We start from the raw sequence: 25,775 nt of genomic DNA, 5'->3' as shown, positions 1-25,775 counted from the left end.
TCCGGCGGGCGTTAGAGAGGTTGGCAGCATCATGAGCGATCGGTCGCTTTCGGACGTCGTCGGATTGCTCTGGCCCGATTGGGGACAGCTGTTCCGTGGTGAACTAGGCGGAATAAACGCGCTGATCATCGGGCTGATCATCGTGATAACGATCTGTTTCGTCGTGTACCTCGCGCGGAAGACCCAAGAGATCAGGCAACGCGTCGACGATGTTACTGAGCTTGTGAGCGGCCTTCATACCGATGAGCTGGTTGCAACTCGAGAAGATATTCGATCGCGAGCGCTCGAATCGACGAGTCTTCAAGTCCGCCATCTCTGGCGCGAATTCGACGAGACACTCGTTGAATCTCCGGATGGGCGAACGCTCTGGAACACTCTCGATGCCGAGCATTTCTTCAACACACACTCACTCGCTCGCGAAATCGTCCACAATCGTGTTCTCTCCGTAGTTCCCTCGGTGCTCACCGCCATCGGTGTTCTCGGTACCTTCATCGGTCTGACAACTGGTCTTAACGGTCTTGACTTGCAGACCGAGTCAAGTGTCGACGAGCTGAAAGCGGGCATCGACACACTTATAACGGGTGCTGCAATCGCCTTCATGACCTCGGTCTGGGGCGTCCTCGCAAGCCTTGTCACGAACGTTGTTGAGAAATTTGTCGAACGTTCCCTCACGGCCAAGATTTCGGATGTCCAGGAGCTCATCGATCACTTGTATCGGCGGCATGCTCCAGAGCAGTCCCTGGTCAAGATTATGGGGAGCACGAGCGAGTCGGCGACCTCCTTGCAGGAGCTCCACGAGCGGATCGGTAATCAGCTTCAGGAGGCCGTCGAAGGCCTTTCGAGTGATCTGCAAGTCGCGCTTATCGAAGCAATCGACTCGGCCATGAAGCCCGCCATGTCTTCGCTTGTGGAGAGCACGTCGGAGCAATCGACCGAGGTGTTCGAGAAGCTCGTTGGGCAGTTCTCGGCAGGTTTCCAAAAGATTGGTACACAGCAGGCAGACATGCTCAACGAGGCGTCGGCGAACATGACAACGGCGGTTGAGTCGGTTTCGTCTGGATTCACAAGCATGATGACCTCCATGCACGAAGAGGCTGCTGCGCAACGAGAGGCCGTCGGCGCCAGCACCGCCTTGTTCCAGGACCAGATGGCGCAGTTGCTCACCTTGAGCGCGCAACAACGCGAGTACCTAGAGACGGTTGTTGGAAAGCTGTTGGCCGAGATTGAGGCAGCGGGCGTGAAGATCGCTGATTCCGGCGAGAACCTTGCAGATGCCTCTCGCGAGTTGCGGGTGGTTAGTGAGACCCTCGGCAGCGCATCGACAACCCTTGGCGGACAGTTCGAGTCGGCTGCCTCCAAGCTCGATACGATCACGGAGCAGCAGCAAAACGCTTCTCAGCTGTTCTGGGATTACTCGCAGAAACTCACGGAGCTCGAGAGAGCCCTCGGTCAGACTGCTACCCAGATGAACCAAGCGGCCGCAGCATCGAACGAAGGATTCACCAAGCTGGAGAAATCCCAGCAAGTGTTCCTTGACGGCCTTCACGAAAGGGTGGAGAAGCTGGCATCAAGCATGCGTGCGTGGCTCGACGAGTACTCGAGTGAAGTCACCGTCCAGATTGGTGAGCGAATGGATGTTTGGAACAAACACAGTCAGGACTACGCGAGTCACATGCTCCGGACCGCGAACGCCCTCTCCGAAGCCGTGGACGAATTAGAAGCGCGTCGATGAAGTTTTCGCGGCGCAGGGCTGGCGCTCGGGGTGAAGAGGAGAATCCCTACTGGATCTCCTTCTCGGATCTCATGTCGGCCTTGCTACTTGTGTTCATCCTTGCGGTGGTGATCCTTGTGCTTCAGGTAATGGAAACACAGTCGGAACTGTCCGCGCAGAAGGCACGGTACGACACCCAGCAGGAGCTGCTTCTGGACCAGGTTGGCAGTCTTCGGGTGGCCGAGGATGTCCGGACGGAAGTCCTTCAGGAAATCGAAGCCGAGCTGGTTTCTCGGGGCATCCAGGTGACGGTGAACGAGGACAACACCGTGTTAAGCATTCCGAGTTCCTTGCTTGGCTTTGATTCTGCGTCTTACGAGATCAAGCCTCAGTACGCTGATGTCGCACTGACTATCGGTTCAGTTGTCAGCGACGTGATCACTGAGGGCGATCGACAGAAGTTCCTCGACACCGTATTCGTCGAGGGGCACACGGACTCGCAGGTGTACGAAGGGCTAGAAGGAACGGGCAACTGGGGACTGTCGACTTTTCGGGCAATCTCGCTCTGGAACCTTTGGGGATCGAGCCTTCCTGAGGACGTCCGCCCGAACAACCTCAAGACCGCCGACGGCCGGCCGCTCTTCTCTGTTTCCGGGTATGCGGATACTCGTCCGGCCAACGCCAGCCAGATAACTGACGCGGACCGTTCCGTCAACCGGCGTATTGACATCCGATTCACCATCATCCGCCCCTCCAATGACGACTTGCTCGACATTGAGGAACGGTTTGTTACCGAATCGACCGGCTGATGTTTGGACGGGTACCCAAACTCGCTCCATGGCAGTGGGATGACACACTCGGCCAGCGCTGGGTGATGATCAGTTCGAGCGCCGCGAAATTGACTCAGCGTGCCGGCACTGGTGCCGAGTTCGAAAAGTTGATGGAGGAAGTTCGCAGTGACCTGAAAGCCTCGAGAATCGACTCGGTTTTTGAGCGTCTGGTCGACCGTCGATACGCTCGAGCCGTTGTTGCGGTGTGGAACGAGGACGAAACTCTCGCGCAAGAAACGGTGCGCGCACCGCTGCTCCAGCGCCTGATCGATGCCCAGAGTCCGCGGCTGTCGCGACTGACAACACTCAGCCTCATCAGTCTCTTCTTGAGGTACTTCGATGGCCTGGAGGAGTGGGAGGTCGGTCTCTTCAGCGCGATGGCTCGGGTGATTAGAACAGCGGTCGTTCAACAGCCGACCCGCGCGGGGATTCTTGACATTGTTGAGGCGATTCGTCAAAGCCCACGCAATTTTCTTTACGTCGAGAGTCCGCGAGATCTCGCACGCGAAAGAGTGGAGTCAGGAGAATCGCTGAGGGATTACTTCTCTCGATTCGGTGTTTTCGGTTACGACAACTGGCGCTACGGCAGACTCGTCAGAAACCAGCTCTATCTTGTGCAGATTGAACGTGCCGATCCGAGCCAAGAGCATGAGTTCCTGACGGACTTGACCTCGCAATGGGTAGTGGCTGCGCCTGACGGTGGCGGCCTCCTCTTCGGCCATGCCCTGCTTCAAGCGCTCGCGAATAAGCCTCTCGAACCTCCGACGGATCAATGGCTCGGCACGATTCTTAACATCGCAGGCGACCCCCGGTTGAAGCACACCGAGACCTATCGCAAGTGGTGGTCGCGGATCCCGGACGGAGCCATTGCGCGCGTCATCAGTTGGATGAGCGCAGAGGATCTACGGCTCTTCCTGCACGCAGTGGAACAATTCGGTGAAGAGAACAACGTGGACAGCCTGATCCGGCTTTTTCCGTCGCGCAAAGCGTTCCTCTGGGGGCTCTATGAAGCAGGACTTGTGCAGGAAACCCGTTTGATTGTCGGGGCTAATGCCAAGCAGTCGATGAAACGGCTCCTCCGGAAGTCGATCCGGACGGACTTCGCCGACTTGGAAGCCATGCCGGACCAAGCGATCGTTTATATTGACTGCGGCGATTTTCATATCCTGGAAGGATCGCACCACTTCAGAATGTGGACCTATCTTGGAAGGCCGAGTCCGCTCATATCCGACCGCTCGGTGAGACGCTACACGCGGCAAGATCTCATCTCGACGCTTCCTGAGCATCACGCCAGGAACCATCCGCTCGGGTACGGCGCCCACGCAGCCACTGTTCACAACGGCTTCTGGCAACGCGGGCCGCTTGAGTTTCTTGCGAAACACGGAATCGGATTGAACGCCCACAACCTCATGTCGCGTCGAGACTATGAAGTCCTCAAATACAAATTTGGCATCCCGACCGTTCGCAACCGTGGCGCTCAGGGAAGGCAGTATTAGATGGGACTTCGAGAATTCTTGGCCTCCCTCCGCCTCGGTGATCCGTCACCTGCAGTGGAGACATCCGCCTTCACGATTGTTCCCGATCACGATGGCGCCAACTTTATTATCGATGCCGAATCGTTCGCGCAGCTGAAACGGGGGGTAGGCAGCCGCACCGTTCAGGAGCAATTCATCGTCCTTCGTATGTTGGTGGAGGACGGTGCCGCTCGTGAGTTGCCCAACGGCTTCGAGATGTCCACCCGTGACGTCGCTCGTCTCGGCGACGAGGAAGCGGACGTGTTGGGGCTCCCTCAGAAATTCTCGGGGGAGTTCGTAACGAAAGTCACCGGCCACACGAATTCGTCCAGATTTCAAGTGCGGCTACGTGCGAGCGTCGGCGAGCATCCCGAGCCTTGGGCACGTACCGGCCCAGAGCTCAAGGTGGGCACTTCGAAGATATACCGGCTGAGTACTCCAGCGCTGCTTACGTTGGAGGCCATTGAAGATCATGAACGGCTGTCACCCGATACCCGGACGGAATCAGACAATGTGGAGCTCATCGCGCGTCTTCAGAACGCGAAGGCAATCGCGTCGCAGGGTGAGGAGGGCCAGCGAGACGCGCACTTTACCCTCGATCTGCACCATTTCGATAACTTGGAAACGGTGACGCCCGACAAGGTCGGTCTAACCGCTGAACGGCAGCGCGACGGATCATTGCTCATATCGCCTGACCTCGGAACCGGCGATGGCCTTGAACAGCTTGAGCGCCGCTGGCGTCAACTCGACCCGAAGCAGGATACCGGTGTCATCCGCGTAGGTAAGAAGCTGATCCTGCTCGACGCGCACCGAACGGCCGGAGTCAAAGAGGTCCTCTCCAATCGGAGGATTCCGGCAGCCCAAGTGAAGGACTTTCTCGAGGCTCCCGGTGCGTTCTTCGATCCAAACCTCGTCGACATGGACTTTGGCTTCAGTATTCGTGTCAAGGGTGTCGGCGCAATCGTCCCCGTATCCTTCAACGATGCGGCCTCGAGTGGCCTCGACTGGTTCGACGCGGTGGAATCGTTGTTGCAGCCTCGAGCGCTCGACATCCACATGACGACCCTCGACGAGTTCGATTGGGTGAATTCGCAAGTGGCGGCAGCATGGGACCGCGGAGACGCCGTCCTAACGATCGATGGCGACCTCTACGACATCCGCGATCGTGAGGAAGTCGAAAGCGTCCTCGCTGACCGGCGATCCGAATTGATCAACGAGGAAAAGAAACCAGCCACTTCCGACGAGTTAGGTCGCCGCGAATCCAGGATTACGGTGGGCGTCGTCATGGACGAAGTGGAGACAGCGGCTGATCAATTGCGTTCGCTTGCGTTGGCGGTTACACCTGAGCGGGCCGTTGACTTCAGCGATCTCAAGCGAACCCCTTTTCCGCATCAGAGGGAAGGCGTGGAGTGGATGGTCGCCCTCATGCAGACGTCGCTGGCGGGCGCTGACGATTCCTCTACCCGGATACAGGGCGCGATCCTCGCTGACGATATGGGCCTTGGCAAGACTTACATGGCAGTGGTAGCTCTGAAGGAGTTCCTGGCTGCGCAGGCCAGGCAACGCCAACCCAACCGGCCCATTCTCGCTGTCCTCCCTCTCTCGTTGGTCGAGAACTGGGAACAGGAAATCAAAGACACCTTCAGTTCCAGCCCGTTCACGGATGTGGTTGTCCTCCAATCCGCACGGGATCTTTCAGCATTCAAGATCAGCGGCTCCGGACGAGAGACGAAAGCCAACGCCGGGGCGCTGGACGACGACGGAATGATGCGGGCGGATGCCATACGGCTGTCCCTCCGCGTGGGCGCCAAGCATGGCGCACGGCGGCTCGATAGGCCGGGCCGCTTGGTGCTAACGACGTATGAGACGCTCGCGGACTACCAGCTCTCCTTGAGTCAGATTGACTGGGGTGTTGTCGTCTTCGATGAAGCACAGAACATCAAAAACCCGGATGCGCTTCGCACTCGCGCTGCAAAGGGCCTCAAAGCGCGATTCAAACTTTTGGCAACCGGTACGCCTGTCGAAAATTCTCTAATGGACCTGTGGTCCTTAGTCGATACGGCTCAGCCTGGATTGTTGGGATCGTGGCCCGAGTTTGAGAAGAGGTGGGTGAAACCCGAGGAAGCGGGTTCGGATACCGGCCCGTCGCTTCGCGCACACATTGGTCCGTTCATGTTGAGGCGGAACAAAGAGGATCACCTTCCCGACCTGCCCTCAAAGACAATTCACTCTGGAGTGGAAAGACCCGAAGACCCTCGAGTCAGGTTTGACCAGGAGCTGGCGGTTGTTATGCCCGAACCTCAGCGCGCCGTTTATGATGAACAGCTCGCCTCCTTCCGTGCGTCCAAGAAGAAGACGCCAGGTGCCGCCCTTAAGGTTTTGCAGCAGCTCCGTTCAATCAGTCTTCACCCGGACGCCACTCTGTCGGCGGGTATGGATTCAGATCTCGGTCCTGCAGCTTCCGCGAGAATGCGGGCGACGCTGCTGGTTCTCGATCGGGTCCGGGAGAACCGCGAAAAGGCCATCGTTTTTGTAATTGATCGCAACATCCAGCGAAGGTTGGCGTTGTGGCTTCGCGAACGGTACGAACTCCCGGTGACGGTTGTGAACGGCCAAACCAACGCCGTCTCTGCCCGCGGCGGAGCCACTCGGCGAAGCCTGATTAGGGAGTTTGAGCAGGTCGAAGGCTTCAACGTCATCATCATGTCGCCGCTCGCGGTCGGCGTCGGACTGACAGTTGTCGGAGCGAACCACGCCATCCACTTGGAGCGCCACTGGAATCCAGCGAAGGAAGCGCAAGCTACCGACCGAATCTACCGAATCGGGCAGAAGAAGCCGGTGCACGTCTATTTGCCTATGGCATTCCATCCGCACCTGCAATCGTTCGACGTGAACCTCGACACGCTTCTCCGGCAGAAGACAGAGCTGAAGGACTCGGTGATTATTCCGGAGGCCGTCAATGAGCGTGAATTGATGGCGACCATGGGGCTCGTGGGTCCTTGAACATGCGACCCTCCGAACTATTGGGGCCGTTATGGCCGGTCGACGCCACGCGTGCTCACAAGCAAGAGAAACGGAACTAAATGGGATCACTGGTCGCATGGCTTGACGCCTCAAGCGAGGATCAGCGCCGGATGCGCGAGATCGTGAACCTGTTCAGCGAGAAAGAAAGTCGCGACGAACTAGGAATTGGTCAGATACGGGATGCGCTCAGCGACATCCTCTTCCCCGGCACGTCGACCCTTCTCACGCGTGCTCGCTACTTGGTGTTCATTCCGTGGTGCTTTGTCTCCGCATCGCGCTCTGGTCTCACCCCAGATGCGGTTGCGCAGCGCGTGGAGTCGAATGAACGAGATCTCATCGCCTCGCTCAAGCTTCAAGGTGAAACTGAAGGGCTTCTGGGCCGCACGGCGGGAAGGGCGCTGAAAACGTTGCCTTCGAGTATCTACTGGGCCGCGCTTCGCCAGTACGGAATCCTTCGGCAACCGACCCTGAACCAGACGGATGCGATTGCCCTTCATGGGGCCGCCGATCTGGCTGATGAAACCGAGGACCGAGTGCGTGCGTGGTCGCCGACCCTGCCTGCGCACCCAACCAACTTTCCCGTCGATACAGCCGGCGGCTTCGCGCTCAGTGCGAGCGAGGCGCTTTGGCTCAAGGAACGGATGCTTGAAGGATCCGAAGGCACGGTTCTAGCCCACCTTCTCGAATCACGGCCGCAGCCGGATAGCACTGCGCCATGGGCCGATCCGGCGTGCACGGCCATGTCGCCGCCGCTCATGGAGCAGCTGGAGCACGCCCGCCATTTCTCCTTTGCCATGCACGGCGCCTCGCTTCTCTACAACCTCCTCCTTTCGGAGGAGTATGAGCATTCTGGTTTCGACCGGGTGGTCGGCGCATCCGAGCGTTATCGAGACGCACTCACACAGTGGCAGGACGAGCGGCTCATCCGGTTGGACGAACTCAAGATATGGAGCCGATCGTCATTCTGGCAACTTATTGAAATGAAGAATCCGCGGGTCGCACGTTCCTCTCGACTGTTTGTCGATGATTGGTTGGATATCGTGACCATGCCCGGTGAAGTCAGCCTAGAAAACCATCCCGGCTCTCGTGGCCTGATCGCCCGGCGGGAATCAGACAACAAGGGGGCACAAGCGCGACTAAGGAATACTAAGTTGCTGGCCTCGTGGCAAGGAGGATCGGGAGCGCGCCCGTTGGCGTTCCGGTGGCCACAGGTCCGGACGATTTCGACCGATATTCACGACGGACTGGAGCTGCCCGTTGCTTGAGCCAGACGGACGAGCAGCTCTAACTGAGCAGCTCCGACCGCCTTCCGGTTACGAACTTGCAAATGCCGTGGGGACCACTTTCACCCTTGACTTGACCAGTGCGTTGGCGATTCCCTTGTCGTTTGCGGGGCACGAAGTGCGGGAGAGCGACGACCCCATTGCAATCCTCGACGCCGTGCGGCGCGCCGCTGAGCGTGTCGATCTTTTCGCCCAGGCTGGCCACATCGCGGTGCCCAGACAGGCATCCGACCTCGTAGCGTTTCTTGAACCGATGACACACACCGTCGTTCCGGGACGGGCGCGGGCACTTTTTCACCCCAAGGTATGGGTGCTTGAGTTCGCTCGTGGAACAGAGCGCGCGTACCGGCTGATCTGTTCGAGCCGCAATCTCACCGGCGACCGAAGCTGGGATGTGGTCGTTCGACTTGATGGCGCCTCCAGTGAAGAATCTTTCGCACAGAATGAGCCACTGTGCGAGTTTGTTCGCCAACTTCCACAGTTGGCGACGGTGCCGTTACCGTCTGCGCGTCAACACCGGATTGTCGGTTTTGCCGAACGGCTTCGCAACGTCGAGTGGGAATTGCCGCCCGAGACGCGAGAGCTGAATTTTCACGCGTTTGGGATTGGGCTGCCTGTGACGATTGACTTCACTGGCAAGCGGCACCTCGTTATTTCTCCGTTCGCCACCGACGAGGGCCTTAAACGAGTGACAGCGGGTAACAAGGAACCCGCCCTTGTCGTGTCGCGAGCGGAAAGTTTTGATCGTCTGAGCCCGGGGACGCTTCGACGGATAGAGCCGTACGTGCTGGATGACGCAGCGAGGGATTCGGAGGAACGCGAGAGTGACCCGCTCGTCGGTTTGCATGCGAAAACGTACGTTCTCGATCGCAAGTCTGGCTCGCGTGTATTCATCGGCTCAGCAAACGCAACGGAGGCAGCGTTCGGAGGTAACGTGGAATTCCTGGTCGAACTTGTCGGCAAACAGAACGCTATCGGCGTCGGTGCCACATTCGGAGAGACGACTGGACTTCGCCAGCTCATGGTCCCATATGCGACCGAGGGTGGGGCGATGGAGACCGACGACGAAGGCGCTGATCGTGCTCTCGAGAGGGTTATCCGTGCGCTGGCCGCAGTGCGCTTTCGAAACACGGTTACCGTCGCGGACGCTGACAAGTACTCGATAGTCACGGAAGCGCTGGGGATGGTGCCAACTTTCGAAGGCGTTCAGATGCAGGCGCAGCTACTCACGCGACCGGGGAACGCCCACGTACTCCCCGATGCTCTTGGCGATGGCGTGGTGTTCGAGGGTTTGGATTTGACCGACATCACGCCGTTTCTGATAATCCGGGCGACGGATCATCGAGGAGAGCAGCGAACATCCGTGGTGAACGCGCAGTTGGTGGGGGACATCTCACACAGGCGGGACGCCGTGCTCGCGCGTCAGATTGACAGCCCAGAGAAGTTCTTACGCTTCCTTTTCCTTCTGCTTTCGTTGGGCGGGGTGAGCCTCAATGTGGCCCTCCGTGAGAACGGAGGAGGGATGATGGGCGCGTGGGCGCCCGGCGGTGCGGGAGTGTTTGAGTCCCTTGTCCGAGCGCTCGGAAGTAATTCTGCAGCGCTTGAAGACCTCGCACGTCTCATCGATCGCTTCCGTCTTGGCGAAAGTAAATCCGTCTTACCGGACGGGTTTGAGGAGCTGTGGGATGCCATCTGGTCGGCACATCGTGCAGAGAACCGGAGCGCAACATGAGCGATTTCGCGGTAGACGACATCCTGAGCGAATTGAAGGGTTTCCAGCGCGACGCGGTGGAGCACGTCATCCACCGTCTCTACGACGATCCTCAGGCGAGTGGTCGGTTTCTCGTGGCTGATGAAACCGGTTTGGGCAAGAGTGTCGTCGCGCGGGGCGTAGTCGCTCGCGTGATTGAGCGACTCGAGATGGATGAGACCGTCGATCGGATCGACATCGTGTACGTGTGCTCGAACGCTGACCTCGCGTCTCAGAATCTGCGTCGCCTCAACGTAACGGGCAACCCCCACCTGGGGTTTAGCAGCCGGCTTACGCTTTTGGCGAGGGAATCCAACCGCCTCTCTACAGCGCCACGGGGAACGGGGAAACCCGTGAATCTGGTGTCATTCACACCGGGAACATCCTTCGAGATGGGGAGCTGGCGGACCGGCTCGGCCGAGGAACGTGCGCTGCTACACGTGATGCTGAACGAAGCCCTGAGCTTCACTCCAGAGCTGGAACGCGCCTCCCGGCTTTTCTTTCAGGCCTCGGTTCGGACAGAGCAGACATTTGCCTGGCGAGTGGAACAGGCACGCCGCACACTCAATGGGCCGGTGAGCCCGGGAATTCTTGAGTCGCTCATCAACAGATTGAAAATGGATGGTGCACTCGAGGAGTTTTCGACCCTTATGACTGGGCTCGTTGGCTTGGATGCGGTCCCGCAGAGCGTGGTCGACCCCGTTCGCCAGTTGACAGCTCGGCTGCGCTCAGCCCTTGCGCGCGCAAGCGTCGAAACCCTTGAGCCTGACCTTGTGATTCTCGACGAATTCCAACGGTTCCGGCATCTGCTGGATCCCGAGAAGGGCGGCGACGCGGCAGAGCTTGCGCATCATCTCTTCAACTATGAGTCCGCCAAAGTGCTGCTGCTCTCGGCGACCCCGTACAAGCCGTACACCGCTTCTGATTCCGAGGAAGACGAGGATCACTACTCGGACTTCATGACGACGTTGGCCTTCTTGTCGGGTTCTGATAGCTCACTTGAAGAGATCCGGAACGGTTTTTCGGCGTACCGGCGTCGGGTGACCCTTGGGCAAGACGTAGAGACTGTCATCTCGAGGTTACGAACGTCTCTGCTGAAACTGATGAGCCGAACCGAACGGCCTCAACTATTTGAGCACGACATGCTCCGTGAACGGACTTTGGCGTCGGCAGCCCCGAGTCCTGAAGACCTGGTCGGGTACACCGCCCTCCAACGGCTGGGACGAGAACTCGATGTGCCCATCGGAATGGAACATTGGAAGTCAATCCCGTATTTTGCAAACTTCATGGATAGCTACCAAGTCTCCCGGGCCCTTGATCGACGTCTGTCAACTGGCCAGCTGACGGATGAAACCCTTGATAGGTTGCTCGCTGACCTCCAGACGGTAGACCCCGCAGCCGTGAGCGAGTACAAGCCCATCGATTTTGGTAATTCACATCTCAGGGCGCTCGCGGGGGAGACTCTTGATGCTGAGATGTGGCGGTTGTTGTGGCTCCCGCCGTCGATGCCCTACCTGGCGGCTGGGCCGTTCTATCAGCCTCACGAAGGTCGTGATCTGACGAAGCGCGTGGTCTTCTCGTCGTGGACTGGTACTCCGACAGCAGTTGCCAGTCTCCTCAGCTACGAAGCAGAACGTCGCGTAGCTGAAGGTTCGCGGCTGACCATAAACACATCGGCGGCGCGAAAGCAGATCAGCGCAAGACTCGTCTACGCGACTGACTCAAATGGCCCGCAGAGCATGTCCACTCTCCTCATGTTCTGGCCGCACCCAGGGTTGGCCCGGGTTGGGGACCCTTTGTCTGTTGCACGCGGTAACCCCAACCAGGTTCCTTCGGCAGCTCAGGCAGAGGCACAGGTATATCGGTCGCTCCTGGACAACGAAGGAGCCGAAGAAGCTCCTGACTTCTCTTGGCGATCGTTCTTTAGCGTGGCCGGAGTTCTCCCGGAGGCCCTCGCGCCGGAAAGCTCCGTGCTGACTGAATACCTGTCCGCACGGACGGGAGGGCCTGTTGATACCGAGCCGGATGACGCCGACTCGGGCGCGGCGGTCAGTGTGCTGCTTGGCGACCACGTTGCACTAGCAATTGAGTCGATCAACGGCGGGAAGTCATCTCGTATTCACCCTGATCTAGCCAAACTCGCTCTACATTCTCCCGGCAATATCGCATACCGAGCACTCGGACGGATCCGCGGTGAGGATGATGGCACGACAGCGCGAGGATGCTGGCAGGCCGCGGCGCTCCTTGCGAACGGTCTCCGCAGTCTTTTCAACCGCGTAGACAGCACGCTCTTGATCGATCCAAGCACAGACAAGATCGGCTCTGAGAGTGAGGCCTATTGGCGCGCGGTGTTGCGGTACTGCGCGGACGGAAACCTCCAAGCCGTCCTCGACGAATATGTGCACCAACTACGCAGCGAATCGGCTGGAGAGCTGCTGGATGATCCGTTGCTCCTTGATATTGCACGTCGTGCGGTCGAGGCGATCACCCTTCGTCCGTCTGTATATCGGGCCCGAGACGTCGCCTCCCCTGGCGCCGAAACCATTCCCTTCACTGCTCGATTTGCACTACGGTATGGCGGCAAGCATCACGAGCAGGAGAGCGCTCGACAGCCCGAGATCCGGAACGCATTCAACAGCCCGTTTTGGCCCTTCATTCTGACGTCGACAAGTGTCGGTCAGGAAGGCATCGACTTTCATTGGTGGAGCCATGCCGTCTTGCATTGGAACCTTCCATCAAATCCCGTCGACTTTGAACAGCGAGAAGGGCGCGTCCACCGGTTTGCGGGGCACGCGGTTCGCAAGAACATAGCGCGGGACCATAGGGCGCATGTGATGAGGTCGGATGCCCGTAACCCGTGGGCCTGTGCTTTCGAAGCGGCAGCCGCAACGCATCCAGGTCTCGGGGAGTTCTCACCTTTTTGGGTTTATCCGGGGGTTTCCAAGGTGGAGCGTCAGCTGGTGACTTTTCCCCTGAGCAGGGATATCGAGAAGCTAGCACGGCTCAAACGGTCGCTAACTCTGTACCGTCTCACCCTTGGGCAGCCGCGCCAACAAGACATGCTCGAGCTCATGGAACGACGCGGGATGGTCAGCGAGACTTTGCCGAAGTTGGATCTCAGCCCCCCTAAGCGTGCGATGACCGAGCCGACCGTTACCGATTAGCCGCGCGGCAGCCTGGACGGGGAGACGTCTCACGCCAGGGGGCACCTGGTTGGGTTTCGCGACGGCGAACGGACCCAGCCCGAGCCTCAATCTGCCTGGTCGGGTTGGGTGTCTCTGTGATAGGCGTGCAAAGCCAAGGCTTCGTTGGCGTGGCTGCGTCCCTCGCGTGGAGCCTGTTTGTCTTCGCGCTTGTTGCGTTCGGAGCGAGGGTCCTCATGAACGTTGCGACCCAGGAAATCGAGGAGGACGACGCGGTTCAGGATAGGCGTGCTCCCGCGTCGGCCCCGCTTCCCTGAACTTCGTATTTGCCTTGACCGGCTCTTCTACCGCCTGCCGGTTCGGAACCTGCTCGGATGCCTCAAGGCAGCAAGCGTGGCAGCATCCGTTCCACGGATGGCGGGCGCGCTTGCCCTTGAAACGACTTTTTCAAAGACGTACAGTCCTCTGCTCGATCCGATCTTGAAGCGGAAAACCCTTCGTGTTGGCCTGAGAGAAGCAGTGACCCAGTTGGCCGTCTTCATGCCAAGGTGCCGTCATCTGATTGTGCGTTCGGCGCTAATAGGAAAAGACGTCGCCCGCTCCAAGGATATCGAGCTTCGCTCGTTCCGGGATGAAACCATAGGCAGCGCGGAGAAGACTCAGGCGACCGGTCAATCGCGCTTCGCGCTCAAGTATTTCGAGCAAATCTTCCAAGTACCTCACGTCATTTGCTGCGTACGACAGTTGCTCGTCAGAAAGTTTCTCTCGCGACCAATCTGACAGCCGCTGACCTTTGTCGATCTGTACTCCCAAGTAGTCGCTTAGGACCGACTTCAGGCTGTATTGCGAGGGTGTGCCGCCGGGCCGCACTATTTTCGCGGCGATTTTCGTGCACGCGACGTTGTTGGGTGCGGTTTTCCAGCGGTACGCCATGAAGCGAACGTCAAAGGGGGCGTGATGGAAGATCTTTCGCACCCTTTCATCCGAGAGCAACGACACCAGATGTGTGGGGACTTCTCCGTCTGATATGCGTATAACGACGATCTCGCCGTCAATGGCAAGTTGGCATGTGCGGATTGCGTCGTTTTCCCAGTCGAGTCCTGTGGTCTCAATGTCCCAGGCCACGGTGCCAGCGTGGACCGCCGCGCGGTACAGCTCCAAAGGTAGATCGGAGAACGCTAATTCGGTTTGGTGAATAATCATTTCAGCTTCCTCAAGCGGGTACTAGTCGGCTCTGCTGGTGTATTGCCTCAACATCGTTTCGAAGGAACTTCAGCAGCTTTCCCCCTGACATCACAAATGTTGGCACAGACCCCAGACGTTCCTGCGAGTGCGAGTACAAGGTGAGAACAGCCTTGCTGTCGAAGCGATAGCAACTGAAAAGCGCGTCACCTGCTCTTACATAAACTTCGATCACAGCGCCGTCGGGCTTTTGTAAGCTTTTGAATTCGGCGATGGCCTCTCTCACCTTGGATTCAACGGACGCGGATGGCAATGTGAAGCGCCTGCCAAGCAGGTCCATAGTGTCACGGTCGTCCGGGTCGGGTAGAAAGACTCGAATTCTGTTTCCTTGAGTGGACGCAATCTTTTCGAGTTTGCTGCGGTGCGTGTTTCGCCAAGTGGTGGCGTAGGCAACCACAATGTCTATCTGGGTGGCGTCATTGAACAATTCGCCCCACTGAACGTCCTCAAGATACTGGTCAGTCACACGCGTCAGCCCGGACTCCACCACGTCTGCGCTTAGCTTTGCTTTAGAAAGAATCTCGTCCGCGAAGGCTCGCTTGCCGAAAAGCTCCCAGGCGACCGAGATTAGGCCTGTCGCAAGGAATAAACCCCCGACTTGGCCAAAGGTTCCCGTAATCCAAGGGACCCCCGCGATGGTCGGGTGGGTTGATATCAGCAGGAGAATCACACCCACGATGCAAAAGGCGACGACGATCAGAATGGTGCGCAGCGTGACAACGCCAGTACCGCGATTTTGCTTTTGCATATACACACAATAAGCGGCCACTCTCCCTTTAGAAGATAGACGCACGCGCACTCGATCACATAGTCTCATTGATCTCGTGTATCGAGCGGTGAGCGGGAACTTGGCGCGGCCGAGAGTCAGGGCTGAGGGGCAGAGGCACTAGTTTTTCAAGTTACAGCTCGCGGCCAGTCGACCACGTCGTCAACGTGAATCAGCGCGGTGGCATCCGCTTCGCCGCCTCTGACGGCGCGGCACGGAGCAACCCGCAAGACCCGGCAGAATTGACCCACAACCCTTCCTTTTTCCGGAACGCAGTTCGAGCTCACCAGCGGCGAGTACACCGCGACCATCGCCAGCGTCGGCGCCTCGCTGCGCGAGCTGAAGCACAACGGCCGCGACCTCGTCGTTCCCTATACCGCTGACCAGGTGCGCCCGGAGTACCGGGGTGCCACCCTCCGCGTCGTCGACGGCACCTACAGCTTCGAGGGCACCGACTACATCCTCGCGCTCAGCGAACCGGAGCGTCACCACGCCCTGCACGGACTGGTCGCCTGGCACGACTTCATCGCCCTCGACGAGGCCGCCGACCGGGTCATGCTCGCCACCACCATCGAAGCGCAGACCGGCTACCCGTTCCGCATCCAGGTGCGCGTCGAGTTCATGCTCGACGACGACGGCCTGCACACCACCGTCGCCGCTCGCAACACGGGCAACGCCCCCGCCCCGTTCGGCACCGGCCCACACCCGTACCTCGTCGCCGGCGAAGGCACGGTCGACGACTGGACCCTCCTCCTCCCCGCCGAGCAGGTGCTCACCGTCACCGACGACCGCCTCATCCCGATCAGCAAAGCGGATGTCGCCACCGAGTCCGACGAACAACTCGCGACTCGTTCGAGGCCGATCACGCCAGCAGCGGCGCTAGCTGACGGGTTCCCTCGTGAAGCTGCTCTAGCAGGTCGCCCGGCGCCGCAACTCGCTGAACCGGCGCCGACAGGCAGAGCGCCCCCACGAGGTGGCCGTCGGCCGCCCGGATTGGCAGCGCGAGGCATCCGTATCCCGGCGTCAGCTCACCGGTCTGTGACGTATAGCCCGACGGTGACGCGCCTCCGGCCCGCTCGGCAAGCAACAGTCGGCCCATCGCCGACGCGGTCAGATCGCGCGAGATCCTCGACTCGTCGCTCAGCGGGAAGTCCGGATCCGCATCGAGGATGATGATCCGGTCGCCCTCGTAGCGGACGAGGTGGATGCCGCCACGAATTCGCGAGCGCAGGTCCGCGATCACCTCCCGCACCGCCTGGGGTGGCGGCGCCGGTGCGACCAGATGCGCGAGCTCGACCACCTTGCGGCCGAGCGCAAAACCGGTGAGGTCCGGCATCCGTACGAGGTATTCGTCCTGCACTAACAGGTTGATCAGGCGATACGTGGTCGCACGCGGCAGGCCCAGACTCTGCGAGATCTCCTGCGCCGTGACACCGGCGCCGAGACGCGCGACTTCCTCGAGCACGGTCAGCGCACTGTGGATCGCCTTCGGCTGCCGCGCCCGCACCTCTCCGACCGGAGCCGGTGCAGCAGACGCTGCCGGCGGCCGCCGCACCGCTCGCGGCTCAGTCACGGCGGACATCCGACACGGCCCCTCCAAGCACATCACCGGCACTGGGCTCATCCCACGCGCCGATGGTTTCGCGCAGCCACGGCCGCCGCCGCACCCGCAGCCGGTACGCGGTCACCCCGACGAGCATCACGACTCCGAACATCCACACCCCGGCCGCCCGCGACGACAGCGCCTCGGCCGCGAGATACACAACGAGCGCACCGGTCAAAAGCAGGGACGTGACAACGCCGCGCACCCCGGCCCACAGCGTAAACTCACCGATCCGCTTCAGGAACACCGGCGCCGCCGCACAGACCAGAATGTACGACGTGATGTACCCGGCCGCTGCCACCACGAGCAGCACCTGCATCGCTGGCCACAACCCGTCACCGACGATCACCGCAACCATTGGCACGCCGGCGATCACCGGCACCGCAACCATCACCGCGGTGAACGGCGTGCGATATCGGGCGTGCGCCCGCCCGAACGCCTCGGGCAGCAACCCCTCCCGCCCCATCGTGAACAGCACCCGGGCAAGCGCCGTCGTCGACGCGATCGCACAAGCCAGGAACGACGCCGCAATGCTCACATCGAGCAGCACACCCATCCACTCCAGCCCGAACCCCGCCGACAGGTCGTTCACCGGCGACTCACTCGCCCGGATGTCCTGCCCCAGCGACGCAAACCCGACGAGCTGGCTGAACGACGCCAGCAGGTACAGCCCGCCAGACACCAGCACCGTCCAGACAATCGCGCGCGGAATCGCCGCGTACGGTTTGCGGGCCTCCACCCCCAAGGTGGCCGAACTCTCGAAGCCCACAAACGCCGTCAACGCGACAACCGCCCCTACCGACAGCGTCGTCGGCGTTCCCCCGGCCAGCGACAACGCCGACCAGTCGATCGTCGGCCCGACCTGCGCGAGCAGGGTGCCGACGAGAATCATAATGATGGCCACTGAGACGAGCTCCACCAGCAGCGTCACCCGTGTCGATAGACGGATGCCCCGCGCAAGAACCAGCAACACCACAGTTGCCAGAATCCCCACGATCAGAGCGGCCACCGCCGAACTCGAGGCCAGGTACGGGGAGACCCGGCCAAGCAGGATGACGAGGTAGTAGCTGGCACCGGCGAGCGCGAACATCGCGATGAAGCCGTAGCCGATGAGCATCCCGACCCCGGTGACCACCCCGGCCCCGGCGCCGAAGGTCTTTGCAACGAATGTATAGAGGGAGCCGGTCGCGGCGATCCGCTTCGCGAACGAGTTGACGGTCGTGGCGATGAGCAGCGCCAGACCCATGGCGAGTACGAGCGACCAGAACGAGGCGCCGCCCGCAACGACGGCGATGAACAGCGGCATGGTCGTCGCGGCGGCCGACGGCGCCACCGCCGACACCGACTGGGCAAGCACCTCGGCGAAGCCCACACTGCGCCGGTCGAGACCGTGCATGGGCGAGCGACGCCCCAGCCCCTCAACAGGGTCAGGGTGTGAAATCGCCCGGTCGAGGGCGGTCATTCGACGATCTCCGACATGACCTCACGTTAGGCGGCCCTCGTTGCGCCGTCGCGACGCGCGTGTTTCGGGGAGGTGACGTCTAAATGAGACGGCCCGACGGCATCCGTCTCATTCACCGTGCTCGGTGTTTTACGCGGGAGGAATCTCAGCGCAACAGCGGCGGGCGAAGCTTGCCGGTATCCGCTGCTCCTCACCTGCATCGTTCGCTCAGCTTGGAGAACTCTCATGACCGTCACCACCAAACCGGCCGCTGACGCCGGTGCCGCGCCGACCGGACGAGCGCTCTCCGGCTCGCTCGGCGTCACGGCGATCGTCTTCATGGTCGTCGCCGCGGCGGCACCGCTCACCGTGATCGGCGGTGCGGCACCGCTCGGCATCCTCCTCGGCAACGGAGTCGGCTTCCCGAGCATGTATGCCATCTCGGCGGTTGTGCTGCTGCTGTTCTCGGTCGGCCTCGCCGCGATGACCAAACACGTGCCGAAGCCCGGCGCATTCTTCACCTTCGTCGGTTATGGCCTCGGCAAGAAGGCCGGACTCACGAGCGCATTCCTGGCGCTGCTCACCTACACGACCATCCAGGTGTCGGTTTACGGCTATATCGGTTATCTGCTCAACGTGACGGTGACCGGCCTCGGCGGACCCGACATCGCCTGGCCGCTGTACTCGCTGGCGTCGATCGCGCTCGTCGGCATCCTCGGTTACCGGCACATCGACCTCTCGTCGAAGGTGCTCGGCGTGCTGCTGATCGGTGAGGTCGGTATCGTGCTGGCGCTGGTTGCCGCTGTGGTCTTCGCCGGCGGGGCGGATGGCCTCTCCCTCGCCCCGTTCGAACCGTCTCACGTCATGAGCGGGTCGCCGGGCATCGGCCTGATGTTTGCCATCGCCGCCTTCATCGGCTTCGAAGCGACGGCGATCTTCCGCGACGAGGCCAAGGACCCGAACCGCACCATCCCGCGCGCCACCTACGTCGCGGTGATCGGCATCGGCCTGTTCTACACGCTCGCGTCGTGGGGACTGGTCATGGCCTGGGGCCCCGACAATGTGCTCGGCGTCGCCGCCGACGATCCCGGCGCCATGATCCTCGTCACGACAGCGCAGTACCTCGGTGTCGTCGGTGAGGTCATCATCAACGTGCTGCTCATCACGAGCATGTTCGCCTGCGTGCTCTCGTTCCACAACGTCATCACCCGCTACCAGCACTCGATGTCGAACGCCGGCGTGCTGCCCGCGCGCATCGGCTCGGTGCACGCCAAGCACGTCTCGCCGCACCTGTCGTCACTCACCCAGAGCATCACCGCCGCCGTGTGCGTCGTGATCTTCGCGGTGCTCGGGCTCGACCCGGTGCTGCAGGTGTTCACCTGGTTCGCCGGCGTCGCCACGCTCGCCATTGCGATCCTGATGGCAATCACGAGCGCCGCGATCATCGTCTACTTCGCCCGCACCAAGAAGGACGGACGGCTCTGGAACACGGTCATCGCTCCCGGACTCGGCTTCGTCGGACTGGTCGGAGCCGCCGTCGTGATCATCGCCAACTTCCCGATGCTCGTCGGCGACGTCGACGCCACCGGGACGCCGAGCTTCGGAGCGGTGAGCGCCGTGCTCCTCGGACTGATCGTGCTGTTCCCGCTCATCGGCTGGGTGCAGGCGCTGGTGATCAAGAAGACCCATCCCGCTGTCTACGAGACCCTCACCGACGCGATCAGCGGCTGAACCCTCACTATTCCTCTTAATACCCACCCCGCACCACCAGCAAGGAGAACACCCTCATGACCCTCGTCGACACTTCGAACCTGGCCGCTGGAGAAAACGAAGTTGGTGCGCAGCATCCGCTCGCCAACCTCACCTCCGAAGAATTCGTGACCATCCGCGACATCGTCACTTCATCAGATGACTTCACCGAAACGACCCGCTTCGCCTACGTCGGGCTCGATGAACCGCACAAGCGCGAGGTGCTCGCCTGGCAGGCGGGGGAGGGCGCGTTGCCCGAACGTCGGGCGCGGGTGATGCTGCTCGACATGGCAACCGGGCGCTCCACGGACAACATCGTGTCGCTCGACGCCGGTGCTGTGGTCTCTACCTCGGTGCTCGACGGGTCGGCTGGCCAGCTGCCGATCCTCGTTGAGGAGTTCGACGCGGTGGCGGACATCGTCGCCGAGGACCCGCGCTGGGTCGAGGCGCTGACCCGCCGCGGCACCACCGTCGGGGACGTCAAGGTTGTGCCGCTGTCGGCCGGGTACTACGACTTCCCCGAGGAGGAGGGGCGAAGGATGCTGCGCGTGCTCGCCTTCAGGCAGGACTACCCGGGCGACCACGTCTGGGCGCACCCGGTTGACGGTCTCAGCGCGTATGTCGACACGGCATCCCGCACCATCACGCGGCTGATCGACTCGGCTGACCTGGCGATTCCCGCCGAGAGCGGCAACTTCGACGACCCGGCGGTGCAGGGTTCACCCTTGACGACGCTCAAGCCGATCGTGATCACCCAGCCCGAGGGGCCGAGCTTCACGGTGGACGGCGATGTCGTCAGCTGGGCGAACTGGAAGTTCCAGGTCGGTTTCGACGTGCGCGAGGGCCTGGTGTTGCGTCAGCTGTCCTTTACGGATGCCGGCGAGGAGCGTCCGGTCATCTACCGGGCCTCGATCAATGAAATGCTCGTGCCCTACGGGGACCCGTCGCCGGTGCGGTTCTGGCAGAACTACTTCGACACCGGAGAGTATCTCTTCGGCCGATTCACCAACTCGCTCGCGCTCGGCTGCGACTGTGTCGGCGAGATCAAGTACTTTGACGCGGTCATGGCCGACGAGACCGGCAACCCGTTCACGATTTCGAACGGCATCTGCATGCACGAGGAGGACTTCGGCACGCTGTGGAAGCACTCCGACCTCTACACCGGGTCGAACGAGGTGCGCCGCTCCCGCCGGCTCGTCATCTCCTTCTTCACCACGGTGGGCAACTACGACTACGGCTTCTACTGGTACCTCTACCTCGACGGCACCATCGAGTGTGAGGCGAAGCTCACCGGCATCCTGTTTACGTCGGCGTACCCGGGGGTCTCCGCCTCCGGTGACGACTACCCGTATGCGTCGGAGGTCGCGCCCGGACTCGGCGGACCGTACCACCAGCACCTCTTCTCGGCGCGGCTCGACATGATGGTCGACGGGCTGTCCAACGCCGTCGATGAGGTGGAGGTCGGCCGAGTGCCGGTCGGACCGGGCAACGAACGCGGCAACGCCTTCACCAAGAAGACGACCCGCATCTCAACCGAAGCGGTCTCGGGTCGCGTCGCCGACGCATCCGTTGCCCGCTCCTGGAACGTCGTGAACACGGAGAAGACCAACCGGATGGGGCGGCCGACCGGCTACACGCTCTACCCGCAGGATGCCCCGACTTTGCTGGCGGATGCCTCGTCGTCGATTGCTGCGCGCGCGGAGTTTGCGACGAAGCACCTGTTTGTCACTCAGTACGACCCCGCCGAGAAGTATGCGGCCGGTGACTTTGTGCACCAGAACCCGGGTGGTGACGGCGTCTCCAAGTACATTGCGGATGACGCGTCGGTCGACGGCGAGGACATCGTGCTGTGGCACACGTTTGGGCCGACGCACTTCCCGCGGCCGGAGGACTGGCCGGTGATGCCCGTCGACTACGCGAAGTTCACGCTCAAGCCGTACGGATTCTTCGGCAAGAACCCGGCGCTGAACGTGCCGGCGGCGGTGGCGCACTGTTTGTCGGGGATCGCGTCGCCTGATGCGGCGGCCTCGGATGAGCTCGGTGTCGCTGACGGCGATGGGGTGGCGTCGGCTGATCTTGGGTTGTCGGCTTCGGCGGCTGCTGGTGCGTCTGCGGCTGCTCCTGCTGCAGCTTCTGTTTCTGCTCCTGGCGCCGCCGCTGCGTCGTCAGGTGGGTGCGGCGCCAACTGCACCTGCGGGCACTAGCTCCTCGCCATGACGGAGTTGCTCCACCTCTCGGCTCTCCTGCCGGCCGCCTTCGGTGCGTGTTGCACTGTCGGCGGTCGGCGGGGGAGCCGCGTGTTGTCCGGGTTCGAGGGCTTCGCCGCCGTTGCGATGTTTGTGGCGATGGCGGATGTCGCGCTCGGCGTCGGTCTCGTCGCCCCGATCCTGTGGGTGGTCGGCCTGGTCGCGCTGGCGCTGGTGGGGCTGCCGCTGGGGCGGGTGTCGCGGTCACTGCCTGCGTCGTCCGGGAGCGCGCCCACCGAGTCGACGGGCATGCGCGACCGGGACCGTGGCCACCCGCCGTTGTTGCACTCGAGTCTCGGTCTAATCGTGATGGCCGGGCTGCTCGCCGTGATGGCGGCAGGCCACACGGCATCCGTCGCATCGCACCACTCCACGGGGGGATTGCTCCCCGCCCTCGTGCTCAGTGGATCAGCGGTCTATGTCGGCTACTCGACCTGGCGTGCGGCAGCGCTGTACCGTCTGCCGAGGCGCGACGTTCTCGGATGCTTCGAGGCCGCGAGCATGGCGGCATCCGTAGCGCTGATGGCGGGCGCGCTAGCTGTGTGAGGCACCGCCACGCCTTTCGTTTCGCCCAGCGCTGCACTTCCCTGCGCGTGGAGCCCTCCTCTCTCGCCGACCGCTGCACTTCCATGCCCGCGCTACAGATACTTCTGCAGCGCGAGCATGGATCTGTAGCGCTCGCCGACGAACCGCTCCTGCGGGACCTGATCGGATGCCTCGATGCCGCGAGCATGGCGGCATACGTTGCGCTGATGGCGGGCGCGCTCGCCGTCTGAGGCTGCGCCAACCCATGCGCTGCACGCGCTCCATCCCATCCGCTGAGCCATCCCATCCGCATCGGCCACCGCTGTACTTCCATGCCCGCGCTACAGATGCTTCTGCAGCGCGGGCATGGATCTGCAGCGCTCGCCGAGCACGGCGGCCGCGGTTGGCTTGGATGACTCGAGGCGGTGTGCATGGCGCATCCGTCGCGCTGATGGCGGGAGCGCTCGCGATCTGAAGCTCCGCCACACTTTCCGCGTCACCCGGCCCATCCGCGCTGCCCACCGCTGCACTTCCCTGCCCGTGCGGCCCTCCCGCTCTCCTGACCGCTGCACTTCCATGCCCGCGCTACAGATACTTCTGCCGCTCGGGCATGGAGCAGTAGCGCTCGCCGCCTGACTCGAGCTGCACGACGCGGGCCGTCGTTTCGATGCTCGCCGGGAGTGCACGTGCGACCCGCGGAATGGGGACTGCCGACTGCCTCAGTGACTGGCCCGGATAGGGTGCCTTCAGGCAGATCGAGCAGCGCGCGTCGCGGAGGAACCACCCATGAAGATAGAACACGTCCTTCCCGAACTGCGCAAACCGATGAAGCGCGCGCAAGTGTCGCTCCCACGCTGGCTGGTCCGGCCCCTCGTCACGATGATGCCCGTCCCGAAGTCATCAGCCGTGCGAGTGCGGGTCGCGAAGGCGGGCTCTGTTCGACTGCGAATCTACGAGCCGGTTGGCGCACGGAGCGGCGCGGGATTGCTGTGGATTCACGGCGGCGGACTGCTGTTCGGCGATGCGAGGCAGGATGAAACGCTCTGCCTGTCCACTGCGGAACGGTTGGGCATCGTCATCGTGTCAGCGAATTACCGCTTCGCTCCGGAGCATCCGTTCCCGGCCGCGCATCAGGATGTGCTGACCGCATGGCGCTGGTTTCTGCAGCATGCGACAGCGCTTGGAGTGGAGTCCGCCCGAATCGCCGTCGGTGGGGAGAGCGCTGGTGCCGGGCTCGCGGCGGCACTCGTGCAACGGATTTACGACGACGGGGGCACCCAGCCGTGTGCGCAATGGCTGTTCGCTCCCATGCTTGATGACCGCACGGCAGCCCGTCGTGACCTCGACGCTCAGGAGCATTTCGTGTGGAATAACCGGAAGAATCGGGAGGGGTGGTCGGGCTACCTCGGTGCTCCGGTCGGTTCGGCCGACGTCCCGCCATATCCAGTTCCTGCGCGGCGCCTCGACCTGACGGGTTTGCCGCCCGCGTACCTGACCTGGACAGACCTGGAGCTGTTCGCCGACGAGGACAGCGTATATGCCGACGCGCTTCGGGCTGCGGGCGTGCCAGTGACCACCGATGTTGTGCCGGGCGGTGTGCACGGCTTTGAGAACTGGGCGAACGACACAACTGTGGCGCGGGAACTGATCGAGCGCGCGCAGGCGTGGTTGCGATCAGCGGCCGCCGCCCAGTAATCACCCGACCCGGCTCGACCGCCCGACGCATCGCGTAGCATCCGCCGCTGCACTTCCATGCTCGCGCTACACATACTTCTGCAGCGCGGGCATGGATCTGCAGCGCGCGACGAACCACGCCCGGACGGCGCGGCACGGAGCGACGCCCAACACCCAGCTCAACCGACCGACGCATTGCGCAGCATCCGCCGCTGCACTTCCATGCTTGCGCTGCACATACTTCTGCAGCGCGAGCATGGATCTGCAGCGCACGCCGAGCCCCGCGCGAACGGCGCGGCACGGAGCAACCCCAACACCCGGCAGAATTGACCCATGACCCTTCCTCTTTCCGGAACGCAGTTCGAGCTCACCAGCGGCCCATACACCGCGACCATCGCCAGCGTCGGCGCCTCGCTGCGCGAACTGAAGCACAACGGCCGCGACCTCGTCGTTCCCTATGACGCCGACCAGGTGCGCCCTGCCTACCGGGGCGCCACCCTCGCGCCGTGGCCGAACCGCGTCGTCGACGGCACCTACAGCTTCGAGGGCACCGACTACATCCTCGCGCTCAGCGAACCGGAGCGTCACCACGCCCTGCACGGACTCGTCGCCTGGCACGACTTCATCGCCCTCGACGAGGCCGACGACCGCGTCATGCTCGCCACCACCATCGAAGCGCAGACCGGCTACCCGTTCCGCATCCAGGTCCGCGTCGAATTCATGCTCGACGCCGACGGCCTCCACACCACCGTCGCCGCCCGCAACACCGGCAACGCCCCCGCCCCGTTCGGCACCGGCCCGCACCCGTACCTCGTCGCTGGCGAGGGCACCGTCGACGACTGGACCCTGCTCCTCCCCGCTGAACAGGTGCTCACCGTCACCGACGACCGACTCATCCCGATCGGCAAAGCGGATGTCGCCACCGAGTCAGGCGGAATCTTCGATTTCCGCGAACCCCGCGTCATCGGCGACACCTTCATTGATCACGCGTTCACGTCCATCGTTCGCGACGAAAGCCGCACGGCCGAAGTTCGCGTTACGGCGCCGTCGGGCACCGGCGTGAAGATGCGCTGGGACTCGTCGTGCAAGTGGGTCCAGGTGCACACCGCCGACCGGCCCGCACCGGAGCCCAGCCGCATCGGCCTCGCGGTCGAACCGATGACCTGCCCGCCCGACGCCTTCAACTCCGGCGAGGACCTGCTCGTGCTTCAGCCCGGCGGCGTCACCTTCGCGTCGTGGAGCATCGCCGCAATCTAGTCTTGCCGTTTTGCGGA

18 protein-coding genes and 1 pseudogene are annotated in these 25,775 nt (G+C 62.0%); 15 read left to right on the top strand and 4 right to left on the bottom strand.

The features are described 5' to 3' along the window. Positions 1-31 precede the first annotated feature (31 nt). The 8 genes from zorA (at position 32) to AC1X6S_RS13850 (ending at position 13,572) form a co-directional block, all read left to right on the top strand. On the top strand, positions 32-1,732 hold the full coding sequence (gene zorA, locus AC1X6S_RS13885; RefSeq protein ID WP_483406342.1) for an anti-phage ZorAB system protein ZorA: 1,701 nt from the start codon (positions 32-34) through the stop codon (positions 1,730-1,732). Further along, positions 1,729-2,520 (top strand): OmpA/MotB family protein, encoded by a 792-nt coding sequence (locus AC1X6S_RS13880; RefSeq protein ID WP_483406341.1) that lies wholly within the window; start codon positions 1,729-1,731, stop codon positions 2,518-2,520. Before zorA ends, AC1X6S_RS13880 begins: the two co-directional genes overlap by 4 nt. Further along, the gene (locus AC1X6S_RS13875) at positions 2,520-4,037 is read left to right on the top strand and encodes an EH signature domain-containing protein (RefSeq protein ID WP_483406340.1); all 1,518 of its coding nucleotides are present in this window, start codon (positions 2,520-2,522) and stop codon (positions 4,035-4,037) included. The genes AC1X6S_RS13880 and AC1X6S_RS13875 overlap by 1 nt, the downstream gene beginning before the upstream one ends. Continuing rightward, positions 4,038-7,058: a DEAD/DEAH box helicase gene (locus AC1X6S_RS13870; protein WP_483406339.1), complete on the top strand. Its 3,021-nt coding sequence runs from the start codon at positions 4,038-4,040 to the stop codon at positions 7,056-7,058. Positions 7,059-7,138: 80 nt separating this feature from the next. Beyond that, positions 7,139-8,344 (top strand): DUF6361 family protein, encoded by a 1,206-nt coding sequence (locus AC1X6S_RS13865; RefSeq protein ID WP_483406338.1) that lies wholly within the window; start codon positions 7,139-7,141, stop codon positions 8,342-8,344. After that, positions 8,337-10,094 carry a phospholipase D family protein gene (locus AC1X6S_RS13860; RefSeq protein ID WP_483406337.1) on the top strand — a complete coding sequence of 586 codons (1,758 nt, stop codon included), beginning with the start codon at positions 8,337-8,339 and terminating at the stop codon, positions 10,092-10,094. Before AC1X6S_RS13865 ends, AC1X6S_RS13860 begins: the two co-directional genes overlap by 8 nt. Further along, the gene (locus AC1X6S_RS13855; RefSeq protein WP_483406336.1) at positions 10,091-13,276 is read left to right on the top strand and encodes a C-terminal helicase domain-containing protein; all 3,186 of its coding nucleotides are present in this window, start codon (positions 10,091-10,093) and stop codon (positions 13,274-13,276) included. The genes AC1X6S_RS13860 and AC1X6S_RS13855 overlap by 4 nt, the downstream gene beginning before the upstream one ends. Before the next feature lie 149 nt (positions 13,277-13,425). Then, positions 13,426-13,572: a hypothetical protein gene (locus AC1X6S_RS13850; protein ID WP_483406335.1), complete on the top strand. Its 147-nt coding sequence runs from the start codon at positions 13,426-13,428 to the stop codon at positions 13,570-13,572. Between the two features lie 259 nt (positions 13,573-13,831). On the opposite strand, the gene AC1X6S_RS13845 is transcribed toward AC1X6S_RS13850, so the two are convergent. Both AC1X6S_RS13845 and AC1X6S_RS13840 read right to left on the bottom strand, forming a co-directional pair. Then, positions 13,832-14,458, bottom strand: a complete 627-nt coding sequence (locus tag AC1X6S_RS13845; protein ID WP_483406334.1) for a ribonuclease D — start codon at positions 14,456-14,458, stop codon at positions 13,832-13,834. A 10-nt stretch (positions 14,459-14,468) separates the two neighbouring features. Further along, positions 14,469-15,245: a hypothetical protein gene (locus AC1X6S_RS13840; RefSeq protein WP_483406333.1), complete on the bottom strand. Its 777-nt coding sequence runs from the start codon at positions 15,243-15,245 to the stop codon at positions 14,469-14,471. A 327-nt stretch (positions 15,246-15,572) separates the two neighbouring features. On the opposite strand from AC1X6S_RS13840, the pseudogene AC1X6S_RS13835 reads away from it, so the two are divergent. Next, positions 15,573-16,070 (top strand): annotated as a pseudogene (locus AC1X6S_RS13835) (aldose epimerase family protein); the annotation flags it as partial. Between the two features lie 55 nt (positions 16,071-16,125). On the opposite strand, the gene AC1X6S_RS13830 reads toward AC1X6S_RS13835, so the two are convergent. Together AC1X6S_RS13830 and AC1X6S_RS13825 are read right to left on the bottom strand one after the other, a co-directional pair. Then, positions 16,126-16,770, bottom strand: coding sequence for an IclR family transcriptional regulator (locus AC1X6S_RS13830; protein ID WP_483406332.1), 645 nt, complete (start codon positions 16,768-16,770; stop codon positions 16,126-16,128). Positions 16,771-16,828: 58 nt separating this feature from the next. Next, positions 16,829-18,328: an APC family permease gene (locus AC1X6S_RS13825; RefSeq protein ID WP_483406331.1), complete on the bottom strand. Its 1,500-nt coding sequence runs from the start codon at positions 18,326-18,328 to the stop codon at positions 16,829-16,831. Between the two features lie 225 nt (positions 18,329-18,553). Between AC1X6S_RS13825 and AC1X6S_RS13820 the strand changes: the two genes are divergently transcribed. The 6 genes from AC1X6S_RS13820 (at position 18,554) to AC1X6S_RS13795 (ending at position 25,758) form a co-directional block, all read left to right on the top strand. Beyond that, the gene (locus AC1X6S_RS13820) at positions 18,554-20,038 is read left to right on the top strand and encodes an APC family permease (RefSeq protein WP_483406330.1); all 1,485 of its coding nucleotides are present in this window, start codon (positions 18,554-18,556) and stop codon (positions 20,036-20,038) included. Between the two features lie 56 nt (positions 20,039-20,094). Then, entirely contained in the window at positions 20,095-22,260 is a 2,166-nt protein-coding gene (locus tag AC1X6S_RS13815; RefSeq protein ID WP_483406329.1) for a primary-amine oxidase, read from the top strand. Between the two features lie 9 nt (positions 22,261-22,269). Next, positions 22,270-22,848 carry a hypothetical protein gene (locus AC1X6S_RS13810; protein ID WP_483406328.1) on the top strand — a complete coding sequence of 193 codons (579 nt, stop codon included), beginning with the start codon at positions 22,270-22,272 and terminating at the stop codon, positions 22,846-22,848. Positions 22,849-22,931: 83 nt separating this feature from the next. Further along, on the top strand, positions 22,932-23,078 hold the full coding sequence (locus tag AC1X6S_RS13805; protein ID WP_483406327.1) for a hypothetical protein: 147 nt from the start codon (positions 22,932-22,934) through the stop codon (positions 23,076-23,078). Between the two features lie 535 nt (positions 23,079-23,613). After that, on the top strand, positions 23,614-24,522 hold the full coding sequence (locus AC1X6S_RS13800) for an alpha/beta hydrolase (protein ID WP_483406326.1): 909 nt from the start codon (positions 23,614-23,616) through the stop codon (positions 24,520-24,522). A gap of 312 nt (positions 24,523-24,834) precedes the next feature. Continuing rightward, a complete protein-coding gene (locus AC1X6S_RS13795) occupies positions 24,835-25,758 on the top strand; it encodes an aldose 1-epimerase family protein (protein WP_483406325.1) in 924 nt (307 codons plus the stop codon). Positions 25,759-25,775: the final 17 nt, after the last annotated feature.

The sequence above is a fragment of the Mycetocola sp. Y442 genome, from assembly GCF_056898615.1.
This window is presented reverse-complemented; position numbering and strand designations above follow the sequence as displayed.